The organism is Paenimyroides baculatum (assembly GCF_008629655.1).
Classification (GTDB): domain Bacteria; phylum Bacteroidota; class Bacteroidia; order Flavobacteriales; family Flavobacteriaceae; genus Flavobacterium; species Flavobacterium baculatum.
This window is the reverse complement of the sequence record NZ_VWSG01000002.1, coordinates 135,917-160,510: the sequence shown is the minus strand read 5'-3', so window position 1 is coordinate 160,510 and position 24,594 is coordinate 135,917. Positions and strand designations below refer to the sequence as shown.

The 24,594-nt window shown below is 34.3% G+C and carries 18 protein-coding genes; 9 read left to right on the top strand and 9 right to left on the bottom strand.

The window, feature by feature from the left end; translation table 11 throughout:
* Positions 1 to 3 precede the first annotated feature (3 nt).
* Together F0460_RS03270 and F0460_RS03265 are read left to right on the top strand one after the other, a co-directional pair.
* Complete coding sequence (locus F0460_RS03270) at positions 4 to 1,470, top strand: hypothetical protein (RefSeq protein WP_150010226.1); 1,467 nt, start codon at positions 4 to 6, stop codon at positions 1,468 to 1,470.
* Positions 1,470 to 2,423, top strand: a complete 954-nt coding sequence (locus F0460_RS03265) for a transketolase family protein (protein ID WP_150010224.1) — start codon at positions 1,470 to 1,472, stop codon at positions 2,421 to 2,423. The genes F0460_RS03270 and F0460_RS03265 overlap by 1 nt, the downstream gene beginning before the upstream one ends.
* Positions 2,424 to 2,490: 67 nt before the next feature.
* On the opposite strand, the gene F0460_RS03260 is transcribed toward F0460_RS03265, so the two are convergent.
* Both F0460_RS03260 and F0460_RS03255 read right to left on the bottom strand, forming a co-directional pair.
* A complete protein-coding gene (locus tag F0460_RS03260) occupies positions 2,491 to 4,275 on the bottom strand; it encodes a cytochrome-c peroxidase (RefSeq protein WP_190304076.1) in 1,785 nt (594 codons plus the stop codon).
* A gap of 40 nt (positions 4,276 to 4,315) precedes the next feature.
* The gene (locus tag F0460_RS03255; protein ID WP_150010220.1) at positions 4,316 to 5,821 is read right to left on the bottom strand and encodes a PhoX family protein; all 1,506 of its coding nucleotides are present in this window, start codon (positions 5,819 to 5,821) and stop codon (positions 4,316 to 4,318) included.
* Positions 5,822 to 6,076: 255 nt separating this feature from the next.
* On the opposite strand from F0460_RS03255, the gene F0460_RS03250 reads away from it, so the two are divergent.
* The gene (locus F0460_RS03250; protein ID WP_150010218.1) at positions 6,077 to 9,085 is read left to right on the top strand and encodes a tetratricopeptide repeat protein; all 3,009 of its coding nucleotides are present in this window, start codon (positions 6,077 to 6,079) and stop codon (positions 9,083 to 9,085) included.
* A 6-nt stretch (positions 9,086 to 9,091) separates the two neighbouring features.
* Complete coding sequence (locus tag F0460_RS03245; RefSeq protein ID WP_150010216.1) at positions 9,092 to 10,837, top strand: TonB-dependent receptor; 1,746 nt, start codon at positions 9,092 to 9,094, stop codon at positions 10,835 to 10,837.
* Positions 10,838 to 11,015: 178 nt separating this feature from the next.
* On the opposite strand, the gene F0460_RS03240 is transcribed toward F0460_RS03245, so the two are convergent.
* From F0460_RS03240 to F0460_RS03230, 3 genes are all read right to left on the bottom strand, one after another.
* Positions 11,016 to 11,405: an acyl-CoA thioesterase gene (locus tag F0460_RS03240; protein WP_150010214.1), complete on the bottom strand. Its 390-nt coding sequence runs from the start codon at positions 11,403 to 11,405 to the stop codon at positions 11,016 to 11,018.
* Between the two features lie 15 nt (positions 11,406 to 11,420).
* On the bottom strand, positions 11,421 to 13,079 hold the full coding sequence (locus F0460_RS03235) for a ribonucleoside-diphosphate reductase subunit alpha (RefSeq protein WP_262714203.1): 1,659 nt from the start codon (positions 13,077 to 13,079) through the stop codon (positions 11,421 to 11,423).
* Between the two features lie 87 nt (positions 13,080 to 13,166).
* Positions 13,167 to 14,141, bottom strand: coding sequence for a ribonucleotide-diphosphate reductase subunit beta (locus F0460_RS03230; RefSeq protein WP_150010210.1), 975 nt, complete (start codon positions 14,139 to 14,141; stop codon positions 13,167 to 13,169).
* Positions 14,142 to 14,750: 609 nt separating this feature from the next.
* Here F0460_RS03230 and F0460_RS03225 point away from each other — a divergent pair.
* The 4 genes from F0460_RS03225 (at position 14,751) to F0460_RS03210 (ending at position 20,294) form a co-directional block, all read left to right on the top strand.
* A complete protein-coding gene (locus tag F0460_RS03225) occupies positions 14,751 to 17,318 on the top strand; it encodes an adenosylcobalamin-dependent ribonucleoside-diphosphate reductase (RefSeq protein ID WP_150010208.1) in 2,568 nt (855 codons plus the stop codon).
* Between the two features lie 103 nt (positions 17,319 to 17,421).
* Positions 17,422 to 18,495, top strand: coding sequence for a peptide chain release factor 1 (gene prfA, locus F0460_RS03220; protein ID WP_150010672.1), 1,074 nt, complete (start codon positions 17,422 to 17,424; stop codon positions 18,493 to 18,495).
* Between the two features lie 175 nt (positions 18,496 to 18,670).
* Positions 18,671 to 19,489, top strand: a complete 819-nt coding sequence (pyrF, locus tag F0460_RS03215) for an orotidine-5'-phosphate decarboxylase (RefSeq protein WP_150010206.1) — start codon at positions 18,671 to 18,673, stop codon at positions 19,487 to 19,489.
* Position 19,490: 1 nt separating this feature from the next.
* Positions 19,491 to 20,294, top strand: coding sequence for an ABC transporter substrate-binding protein (locus F0460_RS03210; RefSeq protein WP_150010204.1), 804 nt, complete (start codon positions 19,491 to 19,493; stop codon positions 20,292 to 20,294).
* 27 nt (positions 20,295 to 20,321) lie between these two features.
* Here the strand turns inward: F0460_RS03210 and F0460_RS03205 are convergent, their stop codons facing one another.
* Entirely contained in the window at positions 20,322 to 20,858 is a 537-nt protein-coding gene (locus F0460_RS03205) for a lipocalin family protein (RefSeq protein WP_150010202.1), read from the bottom strand.
* A 97-nt stretch (positions 20,859 to 20,955) separates the two neighbouring features.
* On the opposite strand from F0460_RS03205, the gene F0460_RS03200 reads away from it, so the two are divergent.
* Positions 20,956 to 21,390, top strand: coding sequence for an FKBP-type peptidyl-prolyl cis-trans isomerase (locus F0460_RS03200; protein WP_150010200.1), 435 nt, complete (start codon positions 20,956 to 20,958; stop codon positions 21,388 to 21,390).
* A 42-nt stretch (positions 21,391 to 21,432) separates the two neighbouring features.
* Here F0460_RS03200 and F0460_RS03195 read toward each other — a convergent pair whose 3' ends face one another.
* The 3 genes from F0460_RS03195 to F0460_RS03185 form a co-directional block, all read right to left on the bottom strand.
* Entirely contained in the window at positions 21,433 to 22,161 is a 729-nt protein-coding gene (locus tag F0460_RS03195; protein ID WP_150010197.1) for a DUF4197 domain-containing protein, read from the bottom strand.
* 13 nt (positions 22,162 to 22,174) lie between these two features.
* A complete protein-coding gene (menD, locus tag F0460_RS03190; protein ID WP_150010194.1) occupies positions 22,175 to 23,824 on the bottom strand; it encodes a 2-succinyl-5-enolpyruvyl-6-hydroxy-3-cyclohexene-1-carboxylic-acid synthase in 1,650 nt (549 codons plus the stop codon).
* 140 nt (positions 23,825 to 23,964) lie between these two features.
* On the bottom strand, positions 23,965 to 24,465 hold the full coding sequence (locus F0460_RS03185) for a glutathione peroxidase (protein ID WP_223810761.1): 501 nt from the start codon (positions 24,463 to 24,465) through the stop codon (positions 23,965 to 23,967).
* Positions 24,466 to 24,594: the final 129 nt, after the last annotated feature.

Genomic DNA, 24,594 nt, shown 5'->3' with positions numbered 1-24,594 from the left:
CCTATGAAAAAAATTGTTTGTTTGGCAGTAAGTTTAACCGCATTTGCAGGTTTTGCACAAAACAATAAATCGGTAGAATTTACCAAAAAATTGAGTTATAAAATCGAATCGTCAGATTCACCTGACAGCATCGAAGATTACTCAAACATCAATTACGATCATTATTTAGATAAAAACAATAAAGAAAGTTTGTTGTCTTTCTATTATAACGATACAGCTACAGCAAGTTACGGTGGTAGCGAATCTAATTATTTTGTTTCTAAAAACTGGATGATTCCTTTAACTGTTAGTGGAATTTCAAAAAGTGTAAACTATACAGCGTATGGTGCTTTTAAAATTTTGAACGAAGGGCAGTCAGTTACAAAATTAGACCGTAAAGGAACAATTGGCGGAACAAACTGTCAGTATTATGCTATTTTAAGAGATATCAACAACAAAGAAAGTTACGATTATTGTTTTTGTATCGATGAAAGTAATAAGATCAATAATGCAGAATCTATTTTTCCGGATTCTAAATTAAAAGGATTAATTGTATCGGTAGAATATAACAGCGAAAATTCTTACAAACTGGTTTATAAATCAAGCCAAAATGTAAGTTTAAAGTTAGATATCGACAGTGATAAACTTTCAGCAGATATTGAAGAATACCAAAACAGCGCAGAAGCAGAATCTTACACAGATTATGCAGTAGATTCGGCAGCAGTAGCAATTGATGCAGCTTACGGCGATTACAGCAATATTTACAGCGATCCACTATACACGTATAATTACGATGGCAGCGAATTGCAAGATTACAGCTTGTACACATACATTTCGCCAATTTATTCGGTAACCACAACCGCTTTATACAATACAAAAGAATATGGTGGAGGCGAAGATGCAGTAGGTCGCGATCAAATTGTGTCGTTTTACAAAAAGGAATCTAAATCGTTGGTAAAAAACTTAAAATCTGCAAAAATGATTACTGCAGATCAAAAGAAAGAATTAGACAAGTTCTATAAAGCACAAAACGAAAAAATAAAGAGTTTTGTTCCTAACCAAGCGGTAGATTATGCTGCAACAGATGTAGCTGAAGCTTATGCAGTTGCTGATACGGCAACTTACGCAGAAGACTACGATTATTACACAAAATATCAGTCTGATTATATGAATGAAACAATCGATGAAATTGTTTTAGCTTATGATATCGATGTAAAAGACAACGAAAAAATTAAAGAATACGCACCAGATTATTGTGATAATTTAAAAAGTAAAATTCCAAACTTCCAAAATAAAAGTTTAAGTACGCACGTTCACAATTTAACCGGACAAATTTGCGATTTATACCTTTATAATAACGGCGGAAACGTAGGTTATTTTGAAACGATAAACAGCATGCGAAAAAGCTATTTGGAAATAGAAAAATTAAGAAGTTCATTATCACAAAAAGATCAAAAATTACTTTTAGAATTTATAAAGAATTTAGATTAATGAAAAAATACATAAACTTAGGTAGTAAAGATACACGCTCTGGTTTCGGAGCAGGATTAACAGAATTAGGTCAGAAGAACGAAAACGTTGTAGCGTTGTGTGCCGATTTAATTGGATCATTAAAAATGGACGATTTTAAAAAGAATCATCCGGAACGTTTTTTTCAGGTAGGAATTGCCGAAGCTAACATGATTGGTTTGGCTGCCGGAATGACTATTGGTGGAAAAATTCCTTTTACAGGTACATTTGCCAACTTTTCAACAGGTCGCGTGTACGATCAAATTCGTCAGTCGGTTGCCTATTCAGAGAAAAATGTAAAAATTTGTGCATCGCATGCCGGATTAACTTTAGGTGAAGACGGTGCAACGCATCAGATTTTAGAAGACATCGGCTTAATGAAAATGTTGCCAGGTGTAACCGTAATCAATACCTGCGATTACAACCAAACAAAAGCCGCTACATTAGCCATTGCAGATCACGAAGGACCTGTTTATTTACGTTTTGGTCGCCCTGTAGTACCTAATTTTATTCCGGAAGATCTTCCGTTTGAAATTGGTAAAGCAGTGGTTTTATCAGAAGGAACAGATGTTACCATTGTAGCAACAGGTCATTTAGTTTGGGAAGCGTTACAAGCTGCCGAAGAATTAGAAAAAGAAGGAATTTCTGCTGAGGTGATCAACGTACACACCATTAAACCGTTAGACGAAGAAACCATTTTAAAATCGGTTGGTAAAACGGGTTGTATCGTAACTGCCGAAGAGCATAATTATTTAGGTGGTTTAGGCGAAAGCATTTCGGGTGTATTAGCATTAAACAAACCGGCTCCGCAAGAATTTGTAGCAGTAAACGATGTTTTCGGAGAATCGGGAACACCAGAAGCTTTAATGGAAAAATACGGTTTAAACGCTAAATCGATTATTCAAAAAGCTAAAAAAGTACAGTCAAGAAAATAATTCGTATTATAAAAAGTTCAATTTAAAATAAAACCTTGCCAAAGATTAAAACTGGCAAGGTTTTATTTTATTTATCATTTAAGGTTTTCATAAAAGCAATGAGTGCTTTTTGTTCGTGTTCGGTTAAGTCTAAAACATCTTCGGGTAAGGTTTGGCTATCAACCGGTAAACCAAAACCTAAGCCACCACCTTTATTGTAAAAAATAACTACTTCTTCCAAAGTTGCAAAAACACCGTTGTGCATATAAGGTGCCGTTTTTTCTATGTTGCGAACTGTAACTGTTTTAAACGAGTTTTTTAACTGCTGTAAATCGGGATTGTAAATGTATCTACCAAAATCGGTATCAAGTTTTGTAACTGCAGCATCGGCAGGTACACCTAAACCTTCTTGTTCAGACGATGAAAAACGCGGTGGAACGGTTCCGTTAAAAATAGGTAAAAAATGACAGGTTGCACATTTTGCTTTGCCAACAAAAACATTAAAACCTTCTTTCTCTATGTCAGTTAAAGCTGTTTTGTTGCCACGCATGTAGTCATCAAATTTCGAGGAAAATGTACTTAACGATCTAACATAACTTGCCAAGGCGTTTTGTACTTGCCAGCCTTCAATTTTATCGGTTTTAAAAATGGTTTTAAAAGTTGTGGCATAATCGGTATTGGTTTGAACCATTTTAATAATATCTGCCATATTACCGTGCATTTCATCTTTATTTTCTATTACATTGGTTGTTAAAGATTCAATATCTGCTTGACGCATATCCCAAAACTGCCCGTGATAAAAACCTGCATAATTTAACGAAGGAGTGTTGCGAAACATTGGACTCCCAACCAAATCAGTAGCTACTTTTAAACCATCGGTAAATGCTTTTTCAGGATTATGACAACTTGCACAACTGCGAATATTATTTTTAGAGAGCTTGGTGTCATAAAATAGTTTCTTACCTAAATCAATTTTTTCAGGGTTCGATTTTAAGTTTTCATCTGCAGAAACAGCATTTAAATCAAAAGCATCTTCGGCAAAAAGTGAAGTAGTTTCGGGCTTTAACATGCTAATTCGTTTTACAAAAGGTATGTCGGCATCAACCTGTAATTGGTGTAGTTGTATAGCAATAGGATCTAAATAAGTCACAATATATCCTAAATAATCAAAGCTGTTTTTATCAGTTTTATTAGAAATTTTTGTTTGCGCGGTTTTTAATAGCTCCATTGATTTTGAAAAAGAATTGAACGATTTAAAATTAGTATATAAATTTAAAACATCTTCTATACCTTTAAGCGCCGCTTGCGACTCGGGAAACAACAAATTACTTACAGGCGTATCAAAACCAGTAATTCCTAAAGTGGTAATTTTAAAAACACCTAAACGCAAAGCATCAAAAATTTGTTCGTTTGATACATTTGTAGCTTCGATATTGGTAATTCCTGCGCGAATTAAATTGTCAATGATGCGAATTTGTTTTATTATTTCAGTTTTTTCGTTCAATTGTGTTTGTGGATACAAATATTCTTCTAAAACTTGAAATCCTTCTGCATCTAAAAATTTATTTTCATCTAAATCTAACTGATCTAAAGCCGGACCATTTAATGATTTAGATGATTTTGGCAGATAATATTCCGTAGCCCATTCAGTATTTTTGAATAATAATCTACATTTTAAAAATTGACTTTGTAAGTCGGCTTCAGAACCGTTTTTATTAATAAGATTTTCAAAAATTTGCAGTTCTTTAGAAAGGTTTTGTAAGTTAACAATAACATGTTGTTTTACTTTTTGTGCAGGATTGCTTATGTAGCTGTTTTCTTTACATTGCAAAAACAACAAAGGAAAAAGTATAAGTACTAATATTTTTTTCATTTTATAAAGAAAACACTGGCTTTTTACCAGTGTTTGTTTATTAACGTTGTACATTTTTGATTAAAACTACTTGTCCACCTTCTTTATTACTCTGTGTTCCAGAACCATCGGCGTTTTGAAATTCGGGTTTCTGCCAAGTGTGTGGATGAATATTCACGGCAAATGTACCAGGAATTCCCACTAAATCAGACACATCTACCATAGCACCATATTCCCAAGAACCAAACTTGTTTAAGTTGCCAGATTGATCGAACAAATTAAACCATTCTGCATTTCCACGGTTGTGCTTCATATTTAGCCAAGGTTTATACGATTTTGTAGCCATGCTGTATTGCCAAATGTATGAATCGTGGTTTGCACCAGGATAGTAAGAATCTCCGTCTTCTTGTATATAAACATAATTTTCGGTTACACAAAGGTTATCCGGGTTAATTAAATCGTTTCCTGGGTTAGAATCTCCTTCAGCAATAATTTCTAACTTACCGGTAAACATATTGTTTTTATCCAAAACTAATTTATAAACACGTCCCCACATAGTATAGCCAGATACAGGTTGCCCACCGCTTGCTTGCCCGGTTGCTGTAAAATAAATTTCGTTACCGTTGCCTTTACCTTTTCTGTAATCAACATCTTCAACACGTGAAAAACGCAAAGCATTAATAGCAATATTCGCTGCATTAATTTCAGCTCCGGTTAAGTTTTTAGCATTAGGTATTTCAACAAACTCAACATTGTAAGTTGTGTTTTTAGTCATGCTACCTTCGGTTTGGGTATTATCTTTTCTTTTTAACGAATATAACTTACCATTATCTAAATCGCCACGTGTTGGCGAATAATACATAATAAGCTGTCCTGCACTTTGATGGCTTGTACCATAGCTTTGGTCTTCCCCAATTAAAATATAAGTTCCACTTCCAGAAACATCGGTAGGTAATGGCACGGCATTTTCCATACTTGCTCTACCTAAAGCCGGTTTAACACGATCAGTTCTAGAACGATCAGCAAAAGATCCTAAAGGATCAATAGCATGTACTAAACTTTCTTCACCCGATTCACCAGCTGTTAAAAATACTGGACCAAAACCATGTTCCTTTGGATCAACTAAAGTAGCAGAGCATAAGCGCGTCATACCACCAACGGCATCAACAATATATTCACCTTTAACTGGTTTAAAGTTATTATCTAAATATACACGTGAAACAGATTGTAAAATTTCGTGGTTGGTAATCATAATAAACCCTTCGCCATTTGGGTTTTTCATAAAGCCACCACCATCTGGCTGTGCACCAAAAACGAAATTTGGCGATTCTGCTAATTTATCCGATGACGAAATTAGAGTAAGAATTTCTAAATTTTCAAACCCTTGCATTCCATAAACCAACGCAGGAATGTTTGAATGATTTACTAAATTAATTGCTGTTTGCGGAGCTTCTGGTTCAGGATTTTGTTCTTCTTCTTTTGGAGGATAAATATCATCTTGACAAGATGTTACTAATAACGAGGTTAGTGCTAATAAAGCTATTTTACCTACATAAATTTTTCTCATTGTTTTATTGTATTTTGTTTACTGCAAAATAACTCCAGCTATGTAAGTAAATCTTTAATATAAAATTATGTTAACAATGCTTTTTTGTTAAAAAGATGTAAAATTCATTCTTCTTTGATTTTTATAGTTAAACTGATTTTTTAGTTTATGAAAAGAATTTATAAAATAAGCCCTTTAAACAATTAATAATCATATAAAGCGTTACAATAATATTATGATAATTTAATATATTTGGTACTTAAAAAAATAGTTGAAATGCGAAAAGCGAATCATTTTCTATATTTATCGTTTTTGTTGGGCGGTTTATCTGTACAGGCACAGCAATCATACAATTACACTCAAGAAAATAAAGAATTTTACGATGCCGTAAATCTTTACAACGAACAGCAGTATGCGGTAGCGCAGATTTTGTTCGATAAAACTAAAATCAAAAATAATGACGACGAAATTCAGGCAGAAAGTGCGTATTACAGTGCAAATTGTGCTATTCGATTAGGTCAGCCCGGAGCCGAACAAAAGATCAGTCAGTTTATTTACGATTATCCAACAAGCAGCAAACAGGCACAAGCGTATATCGATGTAAGTAATTTCTATTTTTCTCAAGGCGATTATGACCAAGCATTGCGTTATGCCGAAAAAATCAACGAAGATATTTTAAGTCCGGCTGATAAAGACCGTATCAATTTCCAAAAAGGATACGCGTATTTCAGCAAAAAGGAAAACAATAAAGCTAAAAATTATCTTGAAAAAGTAGATTTAGACGGAACGTATGGCAATCAGGCAAAATATTATTTAGGATACATTTCTTATGCAAATAATGATTATACGCAAGCAAACGAATATTTTGCAAATGTAGAATCGGTAGAGAAATATCAGGAACGCATGGGGTATTATAAAGCCGATATGCAGTTCAAGAGCGGTAATTTCGATAAAGCTGTAGAAGAAGGTTTGGCACAAATGCCTAAATCAACCGAAGCAGAAAAATCAGAATTATCTAAAATCATCGGTGAAAGTTATTTCAACCTTAAACAGTACGATAAAGCGTTACCGTATTTATTGGCTTACGAAGGTAAAAACGGTAAATTAAGCAACGTAGATTTTTATCAGTTGGGATATTCTTATTACCAGCAGAAAGATTACGACCAAGCAGTTTCAGAATTCAATAAAATTATTGGCGGAAACGATGCGGTTGCTCAAAACGCTTATTATCATTTAGGAGAAAGTTATCTGAAATTAGGTCAGAAAACTCAAGCATTGAATGCTTTTAAAAATGCTTCCGAAATGAATTTTTCTGCAAAGATTCAAGAAGATGCTTTTGCAAATTATGCCAAATTAAGTTATGATATTGGTAATCCGTACAAAAGTGTTCCCGAAGTTATAACCGATTTCTTGGTGAAATATCCCGAAACACCTTACAAGGCAGAATTGAACGATTTATTGATCGATTCGTATATATCGACCAAAAATTATCAGGCAGCATTAGATGTTTTAGAATCGAACAGAACGCCGTTGAATAAAGCGGCTTATCAAAAAGTGACTTTTTACCGCGGAGTTGAATATTTTAACGAAGGCAAATTCAGTTTGGCAAACGGAATGTTTAATAAATCGATTGCCGAACGTCAGGATAACAAATATGTGGCGCGTGCAACATATTGGAGAGGCGAAAGCGAATATGCGTTGAACCGTTTTAGTGATGCATACCAAACATTTACCACGTTTAAGCAATTGCCGCAAGCTCAAAATACACCTGAATTTAAAAGTGCCGAGTACAATTTGGGTTACGCAGCTTATAAGTTAAAGAATTACAACAACGCAAATACACATTTTAAAAGCTATTTAAGTGTTGTTAAAGACGACGCCAAGAAAACCGATGCAACGCTTCGTTTGGCAGATGGTTATTTTGTTACCAAACAATATTGGCCGGCTATGGAAATGTATAATTCCATATTAAACAGCAATTCGTCTTACAAAGATTATGCAGCTTTTCAAAAGGCGGTTGCGTATGGATTTGTCGATAAAAATCCGACGAAAATAGAAGAATTACAGAAATTTATATCAAACTATAAATCATCAAGTTTGGTAGATGATGCTTACTACGAATTGGGAAGCACGTACGCCAACAGCAATCAAACCAGCAAGGCAATTGAAACATTCAATCAGTTATTGACGAATTACCCTAAATCGAATTTGGCATCAAAAGCTATTCTGCGTCAGGGTGTTGTGTACATAAATGCGAATGATGAAGATAAAGCTATTGAACGATTCAAGAAAGTTGTGAACGATTATCCGGGATCTCAAGATGCTATTGAAGCTGTTCAAAATGCTAGAATTGCGTATTTGGATACAGGCAGATCGAACGAATTTGCTGCTTGGGTAAAAGGTTTGGATTTTGTTGATATTTCTACGGCTGAATTGGAAAACGATGTTTATACTTCAGCAGAAAATCAAATGGCACAAAATAATAACGATGCCGCTTTAAAAAGTCTGAAAGATTATATTGCAAATTATCCAAACGGTTTACATGCAACAAAGGCACACTTTAATATTGCCGAAATCAATTACGCAAAAAATAATGTAAATGATGCCAAAAGCAGTTACGAAAACGTAATTAAACGTGGAAAATCTGAATATACCGAACAAAGTTTGGTTCGTTTGTCTAACATGTATCTAACCGAAAAAGACAAGGCAAATGCAAAACGCGTTTTAACGCAGTTAGAAGCCGATGCAAGTAACGATACCAACAAACTGTTTGCGCAATCTAACTTAATGAAAGCAGCTTACGATGAAGGCGATACAGCAACTGCTGCAAAATACGCCACTATTTTAGCTGCAAATTCAAAAGTTGACAAACGTATTAAAGCCGATGCTACAGCAATTAGCGCACGCGTTGCTATTAAAAACAATGATACAGCAACTGCTCGCAAACTGTACGAACAGTTAAATACAATAGGAACAGGCGAATTAAAAGCCGAAGCATTGTATTATGATGCTTATTTTAAAAATGCCGATAAAAAATACGATGCTTCTAACAAAACGGTAGAAAAATTGGTAAAAGAATACGCCGCTTATAAGTATTACAATTCTAAAGGATTGGTTTTACTGGCTAAAAACTTTTATCAGTTAAAAGACAGTTACCAGGCAACTTACATTTTAGAAAGTGTAATTTCAAATGCAACGGAATTTGCAGATGTTGTTACAGAGGCTAAAACAGAGTTGGCAAAAATAAAGTCAGAAGAGGCGAAACGTAATTCATCGGTAAAATAATTTGTTATGAAAAAGTACTTATTCAGTATCACTATATTAACGGCATTGCTGGCAAATAAAGCAAATGCTCAAGTCGATAAAGACAAGAAAAACACTACGGTAGGAACAGAGGTTGTTAACGTAACATCAGAATATCAGGCAACTTTGAACGATGCTTTTAAGATTAACGACAATCCGTTGATTGAAGACGAAGACATCAATCAAAAAAAAGATGTAAAATATACGATTTTCTCGGTTCCGGTTGCCTCAACTTTTTCTCCTGCTAAAGGCGAAGCTGCAAAGGTTGACAATGATTCGCTGGCAAATTTTTACAACAATTATGCATTGTTTGGCTACGGAAATTTTAATACCATTCGCGGCGAATTGGGTATTGTAGAAAAAATAGGATCGAACAATATGTATGTGGGCGGTTTCTTGAAACATATTTCTTCTGGTGGTGGAATTCAAGATGTGAAATTAGATGATTCTTTCAGTAAATTGAATTTAGATTTTACGTTGGGTCAGCGAAACGAAAACGGTCAGTGGAATACCCAGTTCGGTGCAATGACATCGAAATACAATTGGTACGGAACACCATCTGATTTTTATGTATCGAACTTTAATTTCGATTTGGTTGATCCTTTGCAAAAATACAACGATGTTCACATTGGCGGATCTTACGAAAGTTATATTGGTGCATTTGAAAAAGCAGATGTGTCATACAAATATTTCTGGGATGAGTTTGATAGTAAAGAAAGTCGATTTATTTTTGCTCCGAAGTTTAATATCGAACTGCCAAATAATACCGTTCACGTTAATTTAGAAGCAGATTATTTAAATACACAATTTGCAAAAAATGGTCTTGATAATGCGGTAGATAAGTATAATTACTTAAACCTTTCGGTTAATCCGAGTATTAAGTTTTTCGATGCGAATTATTCAGTAGAAGTCGGTGCAGGTTTAACGTATGTGTTAGGAAAAGAAAACGGAGTTGAAGATAATTCGTTGGTTGTTTATCCAATGGTGAAGGCTAATTTTAACTTGGTTCCAAACATTGTTCAGGCTTATTTTGGCGCAGTGGGTGGTGTTAAACAAAACTCGTATGCCGATTTAGCTGAAGAAAATCCGTTTGTGGCTCCGTCTTTAATGTTGAAACCTACCAAAACAAATTACGATTTCTATGCAGGTTTAAAAGGAAAACTGTATCATAATTTATCGTACAACGTTCGTGCAAACTACAAGGTTGAAGATGATAAAGCTATGTTTACGATTAATCCGTACGATATCAACCTACAAAATAAACAGGGATATCAATATGGTAATTCATTCGGTTTAATTTACGATAAAGTAAATACGTTGAGTTTGTTCGGAGAATTGAATTTTGATTTTTCAGACAAAGCGAAGATTGCACTATCGGGCAAATACAACAATTATAGTGCAGAATATTACAAAAATGTTTTTCATTTACCACAAGGCAAAGTCAACGTAAATGTATTGTACAACTTTACGAAACAATGGTTTGCCGATGCTAATTTAGGATTCGTTGGTCAGCGTTATGAATTCAGCGGAGTTAAAACTTTTCCAATGCCAGACGATATTAAATTGGGCGATTATTACGATTTAAACCTTACCGTAGGTTTTAGACCAACTGCACAATGGACTGTTTTTGTAAAAGGAATGAATCTGGCAAACGAAAATTATTTCCGTTTTAACCAATACCAAGTTCAAGGATTACAGGTTTTAGGCGGTGCCATTTATAAGTTTGATTTTTAATAAAAAAGTATAAATAACAGTAAAACAAAAAGCTCTGAAAAGGGCTTTTTGTTTTTTTATATACAGAAAAGAATTAAAACAATTTATTCTAATAACTATAAAATAAATTTGCATTAAACAAAATGAGTTCGATACTACAACGAACTCATTTATAATAATTAATTTTAATATGATTTTTTTATTCCTTAATAACCTTTGTTGGATTTTTATCTTTATCTAGAGCAACAAAAGTAAATTCACCGTTTATTGCCAGATATCGTACATCGGTGTACATTTCTTCGATATAAATTTCAACCGAAACTTTTAAACTTTTGTTGCCAACATGTGTAACTTTTCCTATAAGTTCAACAATGGTTCCTGCTGGGATTGGTTTGGTGAAATCTATTTTATCAGATGAAACAGTTACCATCATTTGTCTTGAAAAACGTGTTGCCGTAATAAAAGCAACTTCGTCCATCATGTGCATGGCAGTTCCTCCAAAAAGAGTATCGTAATGATTGGTTGTATTTGGGAAAACAGCTTTAAAAATTCGTGTTTCGCTTTTTTTAATTCTTTCTTCTAATGTCATTTTAAAAAATATATGTTAAGCTTCGCAGCTTGTACAAGTAACTAAATTATTTACAAATTCTTTTGATACACTTTGACTACGTTGGTAGTAAAGCGTTTTTACACCTAATTTCCAGGCTTCGATCAACAAACGGTTTACTTCTTTTACCGATAAATTGGACGGAATGTTGATGTTTAAACTTTGTGCCTGATCTATGTATTTCTGACGGATTGATGCCTGCAAGATAATTTCGTACTGACTGATTTCTTTAAACGTTTTAAAAACATCTTTTTCCTCTTGATTCAACTCTGGTAAATGCTGCACACTTCCGTGGTTTAACATGATGCTTCTCCAAGTTTCTTCCGTATCGATACCTTTATTTTCTAAAAGCGTTTTAAGGTATTTGTTTTTACGCATAAAGTTACCTTTTGCCAAACCTGCTTTATAATAGTTACTGCTGAAAGGCTCAATTCCGGGAGATGTTTGTCCTAAAATTGCCGATGATGATGTTGTAGGCGCAATTGCCAACAAAGTTGTGTTTCTTCTTCCGTATCCTTTTAAAATAGATGGTTCGCCATAAATACGAGCCAAATCTTGCGATGCTTTTAATGCTTTATCTTCAATTTCTTTGAAAATTTGGTTTGTAAGCATTTTAGCTTCTAAACTTTCAAACGAAATCATATTTTTCTGTAGATACGAATGCCATCCCATTACTCCTAAACCTAATGCACGGTGGTTTTTAGCGAAATTATGAGCTGATGTTAAATAGTAATTTCCTTCGGTTTTCGAAATAAATTCACTCATAACGGCATCTAAAAAGTACGTTGCCAATTTAACAGCTTCGGTATCTTTCCATTCGTCATACAATTCTAAATTCATTGATGACAAACAACATACAAACGATTCATCTTTAGATGATGGTAAAGCAATTTCCGAACAAAGGTTACTTGCATAAATCTGCATTTCTTTGTCTTTGTAAACTTCTGGTTTGTTACGGTTTACATTATCTGTAAAGAAAATATACGGCAAACCTTTTTGCTGACGACTTTCTAAAACTTTAGCCCAAACTTCGCGCTTGTCTTTATCGCCATCAATCATATCCTGCATCCAATAATCAGGCACACAAACGCCTGTAAATAAATTCTGAATAGGATTTCCGATGTTTTTAATATCTAAAAATTCTTTAATATCGTCGTGATCAATATCCAAATAAGCAGCAAAAGCACCACGGCGAACGCCACCTTGCGAAATGGTGTCCATTGCAGTATCGAACAATTTCATGAAACTTACCGCGCCACTACTTTTACCGTTATCGGTTACGGCACTTCCGCGTTCGCGCAATTCACCAAAGTAACCACTTGTTCCGCCACCAATTTTGGTCTGCATAATAACTTCACCTAACTTGTGCGTAATTCCTTCGATATGATCTGGAACATACACGTTGAAACATGAAATTGGCAATCCGCGTTCTGTTCCCATGTTAGCCCAGATTGGCGATGATAAACTCATCCAGCCTTTTTCGATCATTTCAATAAAAGCTTCGGCTAATTCTGGTTTGTATAATTGTTTTGCTGCAGCATTCGCAACACGCTCAATTGCTTTTTGTGTGGTTTCGCCCTTTAAAAGGTATCCGCGGTTTAATATTTGTTCGCTTTCTTCGTTAAGCCACCATAATCTTTCCATAGTTGATTTTATTTTTGTTTGTTAGATCGAATAGAGTAGAAAAATCTTACTTGGTTTGATCTAACAATAAATGTTTAAACTTAATTTCTGATGTTGCTTTTAGAATAAATCTTCGGCAGTAATACTTTTGTCGTGTTTGGTGTAATCAACCGGACGTTTTGCAAAGAAATCGTCTAAACTGTTTGCAAAAATTTCTTCTTCAAACCATATCATTGGCTGATAGTCTGTTTCTGAAACGTTGAATATCTTTTGTAATCCGATCTGACGCATACTGTCGTCTAATCTGAATTTCATAAAATTTAAAAGATTCTTTTTAGAAATGGTTTCCAATTCGCCGTATTCAAAAATCCAATCTAAAATTTCACTTTCAATTTCGATTGATTCTTTAACAATCTGATTGATTTCTTCAACCGTTGCCGTATCAAAATAATCTGGAAATTCTTCTTTTATTTTATTGATGATGTAAATACCGGCATTTGCATGAATTTGTTCGTCTACAGATGTCCAAGCAATAATATTGCTTACATTTTTCATAGCACCTTTAAAGCGCGTGAACGATAAAATAATAGCAAACTGGCTGAATAACGAAACGTTTTCTATAAGTATGGTAAATAAAATCAGCGATTTTAAGTAGTCTTTCTTGTCTTCGGCTTTTGAATGTTTAAGAGCGTCAGACAAATAATCGATACGTTTTTTGATTACTGGAATTTGTATAACGTTTTCAAAAGCGTTGTTGTAACCTAAAACTTCCAACAAACGTGAATAAGCCTCTGAATGACGGAATTCGCACTCTGCAAACGTACTTCCCAAACCGTTAAATTCTGGCTTTGGCAAATGCGTGTATAAGTTGCCCCAGAACGTTTTTACGTTCACTTCGATCTGTGCAATTGCCAATAAACTGCGCTTAACAATTTCTTGTTCAATTGGCGATAGATGCGAATGAAAATCTTGAATGTCTGCCGTAAAATCTACTTCAGAATGTACCCAGAACGATTTATTAATAGCGTTTGTGAAGTCTAAAATCTCCGGATATTCAAATGGTTTGTAATTAACACGTTTGGTAAAAATACTCATAATTAAATTTTTTTATATGTAACAATAGAAGTAAATTTTGAAAGAATACGTCCATATAAAAAAGAAAGTTTCCTAGCAATTTACTTTAAAGGGCGAAAGCAACGCTGTTTTTTACAAGAGGTCTGACTCATAAGTTTCTCACTTATTTACAGTTGCGCAACAGTTCAAGGCTTACACTTGATTCTCTTAATCGTTGTAAAAATCTATGTCAAAATTATCGTATTTAATTTGATTTTCAACTTCATTTTTGTGTTTTTTTAATGATAAGTTATGAACAATTTTTGTTGATAATTAATTTTTGAAATTTTACCTAAATTTAAATCATTTCGCTTGTTTAGTTTTAAAATATTTTTATTTTTTGTAAACTTTTTTAATTTTAAAAAATGTTATAGTGTTGATATTTAGTTTTTTAATATAATTTATTTGTAAACTTTTTTGTTTTTATTGATTTTGGTTGTTGTTGATAACTTTTGATTTATTTTAAAGTAAGTTGTGTTTTGTTAATTAAAAATATGTAATTTTAGCAAAGAAATTCATCTGCAGAAAAAGTAAATTACTTAACTGTTTTTGAATTGTTTACAACAGAGAAAAATTAAAAAAATATATAGTATGGAAATAGAACCACAGGTTTTAGAAATGAAAAAAACGTATACCAATGAAGAGGCTGTAAAAGCATCGACAGAATATTTTAAAGGCGATGTTTTGGCGGCAACGGTTTTTGTTAATAAATATGCTTTGAAAGATTCGCAAGGGAATATTTATGAAAAAACGCCAGACGATATGCACCGCCGTATTGCATCTGAAATTGCTCGTGTAGAAGCAAAATATGCAAACCCAATGAGCGCAGAACAGCTTTTTGATCTAATTAAGAACTTTAATTACATAATTCCGCAAGGAAGTCCAATGACAGGAATCGGAAATCCTTTTCAAATTGCGTCGTTATCAAACTGTTTCGTAATTGGTAACAATGGCGACAGTGATTCTTATGGCGGTATCATGAAGATCGATCAGGAACAAGTTCAATTAATGAAACGTCGCGGTGGAGTAGGGCACGACCTGTCGCACATTCGCCCGAAAGGTTCACCAGTAAAAAATTCCGCTTTAACATCAACAGGATTGGTTCCTTTTATGGAACGCTTTTCTAATTCAACTCGCGAAGTAGCTCAAGATGGTCGTCGTGGTGCGTTAATGTTGTCGGTATCAATCAATCATCCCGATGCTGAAAGTTTTATCGATGCAAAATTAGAACAAGGCAAAGTTACCGGAGCAAACGTTTCGGTTCGTATCGACGATTCTTTCATGAATGCTGTTCGAAATAATGAATTGTACACACAGAAATATCCTATTTTTTCTCAGAATCCAAAGTTTTCAAAGGAATTGAATGCTGCCGATTTATGGAAAAAAATTGTACATAACGCATGGAAATCTGCCGAACCGGGCATTTTATTCTGGGATACCATTATTAAAGAATCGTTGCCAGACTGTTATGCCGATTTAGGTTACAAAACCTTATCAACAAACCCTTGTGGTGAAATTCCTTTGTGTGCGTACGATTCTTGTCGTTTATTGGCGATCAATCTGTTTTCGTATGTGGTAAATCCGTTTGCTGCTGATGCTTATTTCGATTTTGATCTATTCAAAAAACACGTAGCTGTTGCACAACGAATGATGGATGATATTATTGATTTGGAGTTGGAAAAAATTGATACCATAATCCAAAAAATCGACGAAGATCCAGAAGAAGCAGAGGTAAAACGTATTGAACGTAATTTATGGATCGAAATCCGTAAAAAAGCTGATGAAGGTCGTAGAACCGGAGTTGGTATCACTGCAGAAGGTGATATGTTGGCTGCATTAAATATTCGTTACGGATCAGTAGAAGGAAATACCTTTTCTGAAAACATACATAAAACATTGGCGTTGGCTGCTTATCGTTCATCGGTAGAAATGGCTAAAGAGCGCGGAGCCTTTGCAATTTACGATTCTAAACGTGAGTTGAACAATCCGTTTGCATTGCGTATTAAAGACGCAGATCCGGAATTGTATAACGATATGCAGGAATACGGACGTAGAAATATTGCCTTGTTAACCATTGCACCAACAGGTTCAACATCAATTCTATCACAAACTACATCGGGAATCGAACCTGTATTTATGCCGGTTTACAAACGTAGAAGAAAAGTAAATCCAAACGATAAAGATGTTCGTGTAGATTTTATTGATGAAGTAGGCGATTCTTGGGAAGAATATGTTGTTTTCCACCATAAATTTAAAATGTGGATGGAAGTAAACGGAATGGATTCTTCTAAAAACTATTCGCAAGACGAAATTAATGTATTGATTGAAAAATCGCCTTATTATAAAGCAACATCAAACGATGTAGATTATTTAAGCAAAGTAGAAATGCAGGGTGCTATTCAAAAATGGGTAGATCATTCTATTTCTGTAACCATTAACGTTCCTAACGATGTTACCGAAGAATTGGTTGGTCAATTGTACATGAAAGCGTGGGAAGTTGGTTGTAAAGGTGTAACGGTTTATCGTGATGGATCTCGTTCTGGTGTATTGATTTCTAACGATAAAAAAGAAGAAAAGAAAACCGAAACCGAAGCAGAAACCGAAGTTTCATTCCCAACAAAACGTCCGCAGATTTTAGAAGCAGATGTAGTTCGTTTTCAAAACAACAAAGAAAAATGGATTGCTTTTATTGGGAAAATCGAAAATCAGCCGTACGAAATTTTTACCGGTTTGGCAGATGATGAAGATGGAATCTTGATTCCACGCTGGGTAAACGAAGGTTTTATCATTAAAAACCGCGACGAAAAAGGAAACACACGTTATGATTTTCAATATGTAAACCAACGCGGTTATAAAACTACGATTGAAGGACTATCGTACCGTTTTGATCCGGTTTTCTGGAATTACGCAAAATTAATCTCGGGAACGTTACGCCATGGAATGAAAATTGAAAATGTGGTAGATTTAATTAACTCGTTACAGTTAGATAATGAATCAATCAATACATGGAAAAACGGTGTGGCGCGCGCATTAAAACGCTTTGTACCAGACGGAACCGAAGCAAACGGACAAAAATGTATGAACTGTAGTTCTACAAATTTAATGTACCAAGAAGGCTGTTTAACCTGTAAAGATTGTGGATCGTCTAAATGCGGGTAATTCTTTGCTTTTTAACAAAAATCTATAAATGAAATTAAAGAGGAATTGTACCAACATTCCTCTTTTTTTCGTAAATTTGCAGACTGAAAATGTTTAATTTATGATGTTAGATCGTTTACAATATGTAAAACAACGTTATGATGAGGTATCTGATTTGATTATTCAGCCAGATGTTATTGCCGATCAAAAACGTTATGTGCAATTAAATAAAGAATACAAAGACTTAAAAGCTCTTGTTGAAAAGCGTGAAGAGTATATAAATATTGTCGGAAATATTGATGAAGCCAAAGAAATCATTTCAGACGGAAGTGATGCTGAAATGGTTGAAATGGCTAAAATGCAGTTAGACGAAGCACAAACACGCTTACCTGAATTAGAAGAAGAAATTAAATTTATGCTGATCCCGAAAGATCCGGAAGATGCTAAAAACGTAATGGTCGAAATCCGTGCTGGAACAGGTGGTGATGAAGCTTCTATTTTTGCAGGAGATTTATTCCGTATGTACACAAAATTCTGTGAAACCAAAGGATGGAGAACTTCGGTTGTAGATTTAAACGAAGGAACATCGGGCGGTTTTAAAGAGGTTATTTTCGAAGTTAGCGGTGAAGATGTTTACGGAACATTAAAATACGAAGCAGGCGTACACCGTGTACAGCGTGTTCCACAAACCGAAACACAAGGTCGTGTACACACATCGGCAGCAACGGTAATGGTTTTACCAGAAGCAGAAGAGTTTGATGTACAGATTGATATGAACGAAGTTCGTGTAGATTTTTTCTGTTCGTCTGGTCCGGGTGGTCAGTCTGTAAACACCACAAAATCGGCGGTACGTTTAACGCACATTCCAACAGGTTTGGTAGCGCAATGTCAGGATCAAAAATCGCAGCATAAAAATAAAGACAAAGCGTTAACCGTTTTACGTTCACGTTTATACGAAATGGAACTGGCTAAAAAGCAGGAAGAAGACGCAACAAAACGTTCTTCGCAGGTTTCATCAGGCGACCGTTCTGCTAAAATTCGTACCTACAACTATCCGCAAGGTCGTGTAACCGACCACAGAATAGGAATGGACGTTTTTGATATGGACGGAGTTATGAGTGGAAAAATTCAGAAATTTATCGATGAATTACAGCTTGTAGCAAATACCGAAAAGTTAAAAGAATCAGAAGTATTTTAATTTATTATATTTGTAAAGCCTCTTTTTTAGAGGCTTTTTTTCTATTTTAAAGCACAAACATTTGGCATCTTTTTTACATAGTCCCGCTTTCGTTCATAGTTTTGTTTCACAAAAGCTAATCCACTCAATCGGGGCTAAACATAAACATAGTGCCTGTTTTTAAAGTTTCAAAAAAATGACTACAAAACAACTTTACAACCAAATTCAGCAAAAAAAATCATTCCTATGTGTAGGTTTAGATGTTGATTTAAATAAAATTCCACAGCATTTGTTAACAACCGAAGATCCAATTTTCGAGTTTAACAAAGCAATTATTGATGCTACACACGATTTGTGTGTATCCTACAAACCAAATACTGCTTTTTATGAGGCTTACGGCTTAAAAGGTTGGCAGTCTTTAGAAAAAACAATCAATTACATCAACGAAAATTATCCAGATATTTTCACCATTGCCGATGCAAAACGTGGCGATATCGGTAATACATCAACCATGTACGCAAAAGCTTTTTTAGAAGATCTAAATTTCGATTCGGTTACCGTTGCACCTTATATGGGTAAAGATTCGGTTGAGCCTTTTTTGGCTTTTGAAAACAAACATACCATTTTACTTGCATTAACATCGAACGAAGGTGCTTTTGATTTTCAAACGCAACAAGTGAACGATAAACCAATGTATCAAACCGTATTGGAAACATCGAAAACCTGGAAAAAAAGCGAGAATTTAATGTATGTTGTGGGTGCTACTAAAGCAGAATATTTCAAGGAAATCCGTAACATCGTTCCAGATTCATTTTTATTGGTTCCTGGAGTAGGAGCACAAGGCGGAAGCTTGGAAGATGTTTGTAAATTCGGAATGAACAAGCAAGTTGGGTTGTTAATCAATTCATCTCGCGGAATTATTTATGCATCAAACCAAAAAGATTTTGCCGAAGCTGCCAGAAACGAAGCATTGAAACTTCAAAGAGCAATGGCAATAATTTTAGAACAAAACTAAAATGTTGACAATTACAGACGATTTAGGATCGCAACATATTTTTGATCAAACACCAAAACGCATCGTAAGTTTGGTTCCATCGTTAACTGAAACCTTGTACGAATTGGGCTTGGAAAATGAAATTATAGGAATCACAAAGTTCTGTGTGCATCCGTATCATTTAAAATCGGTCAAAATCATTGTCGGTGGGACAAAAAATGTTCATATCGAAAAAATTAAAGCTCTTAATCCAGATATCATCATTGCCAATAAAGAGGAAAATACGTTAGAAATCGTTGACAGTTTAAGAGAGATTTGTCCGGTTTTTGTGACCGATATTGTTACCGTAGAAGATACGTTGAAAACCATTAACGATTTCGGATTGCTTTTTAAACGAACTACCGATGCCAAAAAGTGGACAGAGAAAATTAAGTTTGCAAATGATGATTTTGCCAGTTTTATGCAAGATAAAAAATGGCAGAAAGCGGCATATTTAATTTGGCGCGAACCTTACATGGCTGCCGGAAGTGAAACTTTTATCAATGAAATGTTGAAACTTAATAAGTTTGAAAACATGTACGAATTGTTTGAAGGTAGATACCCGGAAGTCGAAATCAGAAAAATGCGCATTCAAGGTGATCCAGATTTGGTTTTACTATCGTCTGAACCTTATCCTTTTAAAGAAGAACATGCTTTTGAAATTGGTCGGGTTACGCATCACGCCAAAACCGTTTTTGTAGATGGCGAAATGTTTTCGTGGTACGGGACCAGATTATTTAAGGCTTTCCAGTATTTTAAAGCATTGCAAAACAGAATAGAAGAATAAAAAACTGAATCCATTGGATTCAGTTTTTTAATCGTGTTCCGGCCAAACCAGTTTATCGGTATTGTATCCAAAACTTTGTGCTTTTAAAACAAAATATTGCCTAACAATTTCGGGCATGGTTTTCTCTCTTGATAAAATCCACATATAATCGGTATTCTTTCCAAAAACAAGCGCATACTGATAATCGTTTGTAATTTCAACCACATTATATTCATCGTAAAAAGGTCCCCAAAACGAAACTTTTAAAGCGCCTGTATTCTTTTTACGCGGTTTTGCTTTTCCTTCAGCAACTTCCCATTCCTGTTTAACGTAATTCCAACCTTGGTTTACAACTTTAATAGAATTGTCTTTGTTTAAACTGTAATGAGCTGTGGTATTGTCCAAATTTTTTTCGTGACGGAAATCTAAACGGGCAATTTCGTACCATCTCCCTAAATACCTCATGGTGTCAAACGGAGTTACAACAGTAACATCATCGCCTTTTTTTCTGTTTTTTAATGCCAGATATGCGAGAGAACTCACACCTACGGCACCTGCGGTTAATAAAATTTTCTTTCTTTGCATGATTTTTTCTTTTAAAGTTACAAAAAACATATTGAAGTCCAAAATCAAGAACATAAAGATTTAGTATATTTGATCTTTAAACGATTTAAAATACCAAATGGGAGTAGCAGAATTATTATTGAAACGCAAGCAGGAATTAGCCGCTAAAAATATAAACGAAGGAGAAATTTTTCGTACAAATTTTGCTTCTGAAACAAATGTTGTAAAGTTAGAAAGTGGTGTGCTTTACAAAATTATTGATGAAGGTTCGGGAGTTTTACCTACTGTTGAAAGTAAAGTTCGATGCCATTATCACGGAACGAATATTTCTGGTGAAGTGTTTGACAGTTCTGTTGATAGAGGAAAACCTGCAGATTTTCAGATCAACAAGTTAATAAAAGGTTGGCAAGAAGTAATGCAGTTACTTAAGGTAGGATCTAAAGTTAAAATTGTAATTCCACCTGATGCTGCTTATGGCGATCAACAGATTTCAAAAGAAATAGGTCCACACAGTACGTTGATTTTTGAAGTTGAATTATTGGAAGTTTTATAAAAAACAAAAACGCTTTCGTAATGAAAGCGTTTTTCTGTATAATTACTTTTTATCCTGCATTGCAAAAACCGTTTTTAAAACATTGGTTGAACGTGCAGAAACATTAGTTCTAATATTTGCCTCTTCTTTTTCAATCATGGTGTAAACGCCGGTTAAAGCTTGTTGTGTTACATAATCTGTTAAATCTGGATTGATCTTTTTAACCGTTGGTATCGCATTATATTTTGTAATAATGTTGCTCCAAACTTTATCGGCACCCACTTTTGTAAACGACGATTTTATCACCGGATTAAATTTAGTGTATAATGATGTTTTGGTTGATTTTTGCAAATACTGTGTTGCAGCATTTTTATTACCCATTAAAATATTTGTAGCGTCAGATATAGTCATTTTTGTGATAGCATCAACGAAAATAGGCGTAGCCTCTTTCACAGCGTTACTTGCGGCTTTGTTAAGCGATTTAATACCTTCGTCTGCTAAACTTCCTAAACCAACATCGCGTAAGGTTTTTTCTACTTTTTGTAATTCGCTTGGTAAACCAATTCTAACTAAAGAATTGTTGTAAAAACCATCGGTTTTTGTAAGGTTTACCACCTGTTTGTCAATACCTTGCTGTAAGGCCTCTTTTAAACCTGCTGCAATCTGAGTTTGCCCTAACCCAGATGTTTCTAAAATTTGTGGCAATTGGCTGGCAGCTTGTTGTAACTGTGCACTTGTGCAGCTACTTAACATTAATGAAACAACTGCAATTGGAATGATCATTTTTTTCATACTAAATTTTTATTTATGATATACTTGTGAAATAATTTCGCAACAAATCTCGGTTGATTTTACTCGGAGTAAAAACTTCTAAAATCTGCGGTTGATCGTTTTGGGAGAATAACAATTTTAATGCCAAGTTTAATTCTTCTTCGTTGTGAGCGGTTAAATAATTAAACTGATACATTTTTGCCAAATGTTCGGCAGTTAAATTATGTTCTGTTTCAAAAAACGTATTAAAGGTTTTATTTTCAACATGACCAGGTAAAATTCTAAAAATCCCACCGCCACTGTTATTTATAATAATAATTTTAAAATTTCTAGGTATGTAATTGTTCCATAGCGCATTACTGTCGTAAAAGAAGCTGATATCGCCTGAAATTAAAACAGTAGGTTTGCTTGAAATTACTGCTGCACCAATGGCTGTTGATGTTGATCCGTCTATACCACTTGTGCCACGATTGCAGTAAACATCAATGCTTTTATCGGTTTCAAACAATTGCGCGTAACGAATAACTGCACTGTTGCTTATTTGCAGCTGAATATTTTTAGGAAGATTGTTCCAAATGATATGAAACGATTTTAAATCAGAAAAAGGAATGGCATCCATATAGGTTTGATGTCCTTTTTTTCGATTGATCATTATTGATTGAATCTTCTCTGAAAAATTCGAGTTTACAATTGAAATTTGTTCTTTTATCTGATTAATAAAATGATTTGGCGAAACACTAATATGTTTGGTTAACGATGAAAAAGTATCGTATGCGCGTAACTCATCAACATGCCAATGATTTTTACCCGGATAATTTCTAAATAATGCTTTTACACGTTTTGATACGATCATTCCGCCGAAAGTCAGCAACAAATCGGGTTGAAAATCTTTAAAATCATCTTTAGAAAAAGTGGTAATCAATGTATCAATATTTTCAACAATATTTTTATGATGTATGTTTGAATTGATTTCTGTCAGAATCACCACATTTGGTAACGACGCCAAAAAATCAATATTTTCTTTTGAAATGATATTAGGATTTTGAGATCCGATCAGCACAACAATTTTTTCTGCATTTTGAACAATTGTTGTGTCAAATTCTTCTTCAGCTTTAACTTCAGTTTCATCATTCAGTAAAGTAGGATTATAGCTGTATTCGTTCACAATATTGTACAAAGGTTCTTCGAACGGGATATTTATATGACCCGGACCTTTTTTATTTTTTACCGTAGAAATTGCTTTTTGAATTAAACCATCGTTTTCAGCAGAAACTTCATCCGATAAATTCGCATTGAACAACGAATGATTTTCAAAAACATTTCGCTGACGAATAGTTTGTCCGTCGCCAATATCAATTTTAGAAGTAGGACGATCCGCAGAAACTACAATTAAGGGAATCTGGCTGTAAAAAGCTTCGGCAACCGCAGGATAATAATTCAATAATGCCGAACCTGATGTACACAACAACGCCGTTGGCTGGTTTAATTGCTGGGCAATTCCCATGGCAAAAAATGCCGCGCAACGTTCGTCTACAATGCTGTAGCAGGTAAAAAAAGAATCGTTTGTAAAACCAATGGTTAAAGGAGCATTGCGAGAACCGGGCGAAATAATGATATGTTGTATTCCCTTTGCTTTAAAAAGTTGTAAAATACTTTGCGCCAAAGGTATTTCAGGATAATTCATTTCTAAAAATTAATTATTCAAAGATACGAACTATCCTGAAAAGGAAGAATTTTATCGTTGAAAACTCATGTATTTACACTAAGACCTCACAGGTTTTTTAAACTTGTGAGGTCTGAAAATTTATAACTTTTTGCAGTATCTTATTTTCCTTCAATCCAATTGGTAATTTCGCTATCGGTTGGCGAAACTTTTGGGCTGATTACTTTTGCCAGTTTTCCTTCTTCGTTTATAAGGAATTTCTGAAAATTCCATTCTACTACAAAATCGCCTAAACCATTTTTGCTTTTTTGTGTTAAGTATTGATATAAGGGTTCCATAGCATCACCTTTTACTTCAATTTTACTCATCATAGGAAAAGTAACGCCGTAATTTAATTTACAGAATTCTGCGATTTCTTCGTTAGTTCCAGGATCTTGGCTCATAAAATCGTTCGTTGGAAAACCAATAATCACAAAATTTTGATCTTTGTATTTTTGATACAGTTTTTCTAATTCTTCAAACTGTGGGGTCAATCCGCATTTAGATGCTGTATTAACAATTAAAACTTTTTTACCTTTTAAATCGGCAAGATTAAATTCACCACCGGTAATATCTTTTACTTTGAACTGATAAATAGGGTCGACATTTTTTTGTTGTTCCATAATAATTTGGGGATTTTCTGTTACAGGTTTATTTTTTGTACAACTTAAAGCCAAAACGGCACTTGCAATAAAAATATATTTCATAAATCGGTTTTTTAAAATTTATTGTTGTTTAATTTAATAAAGTTA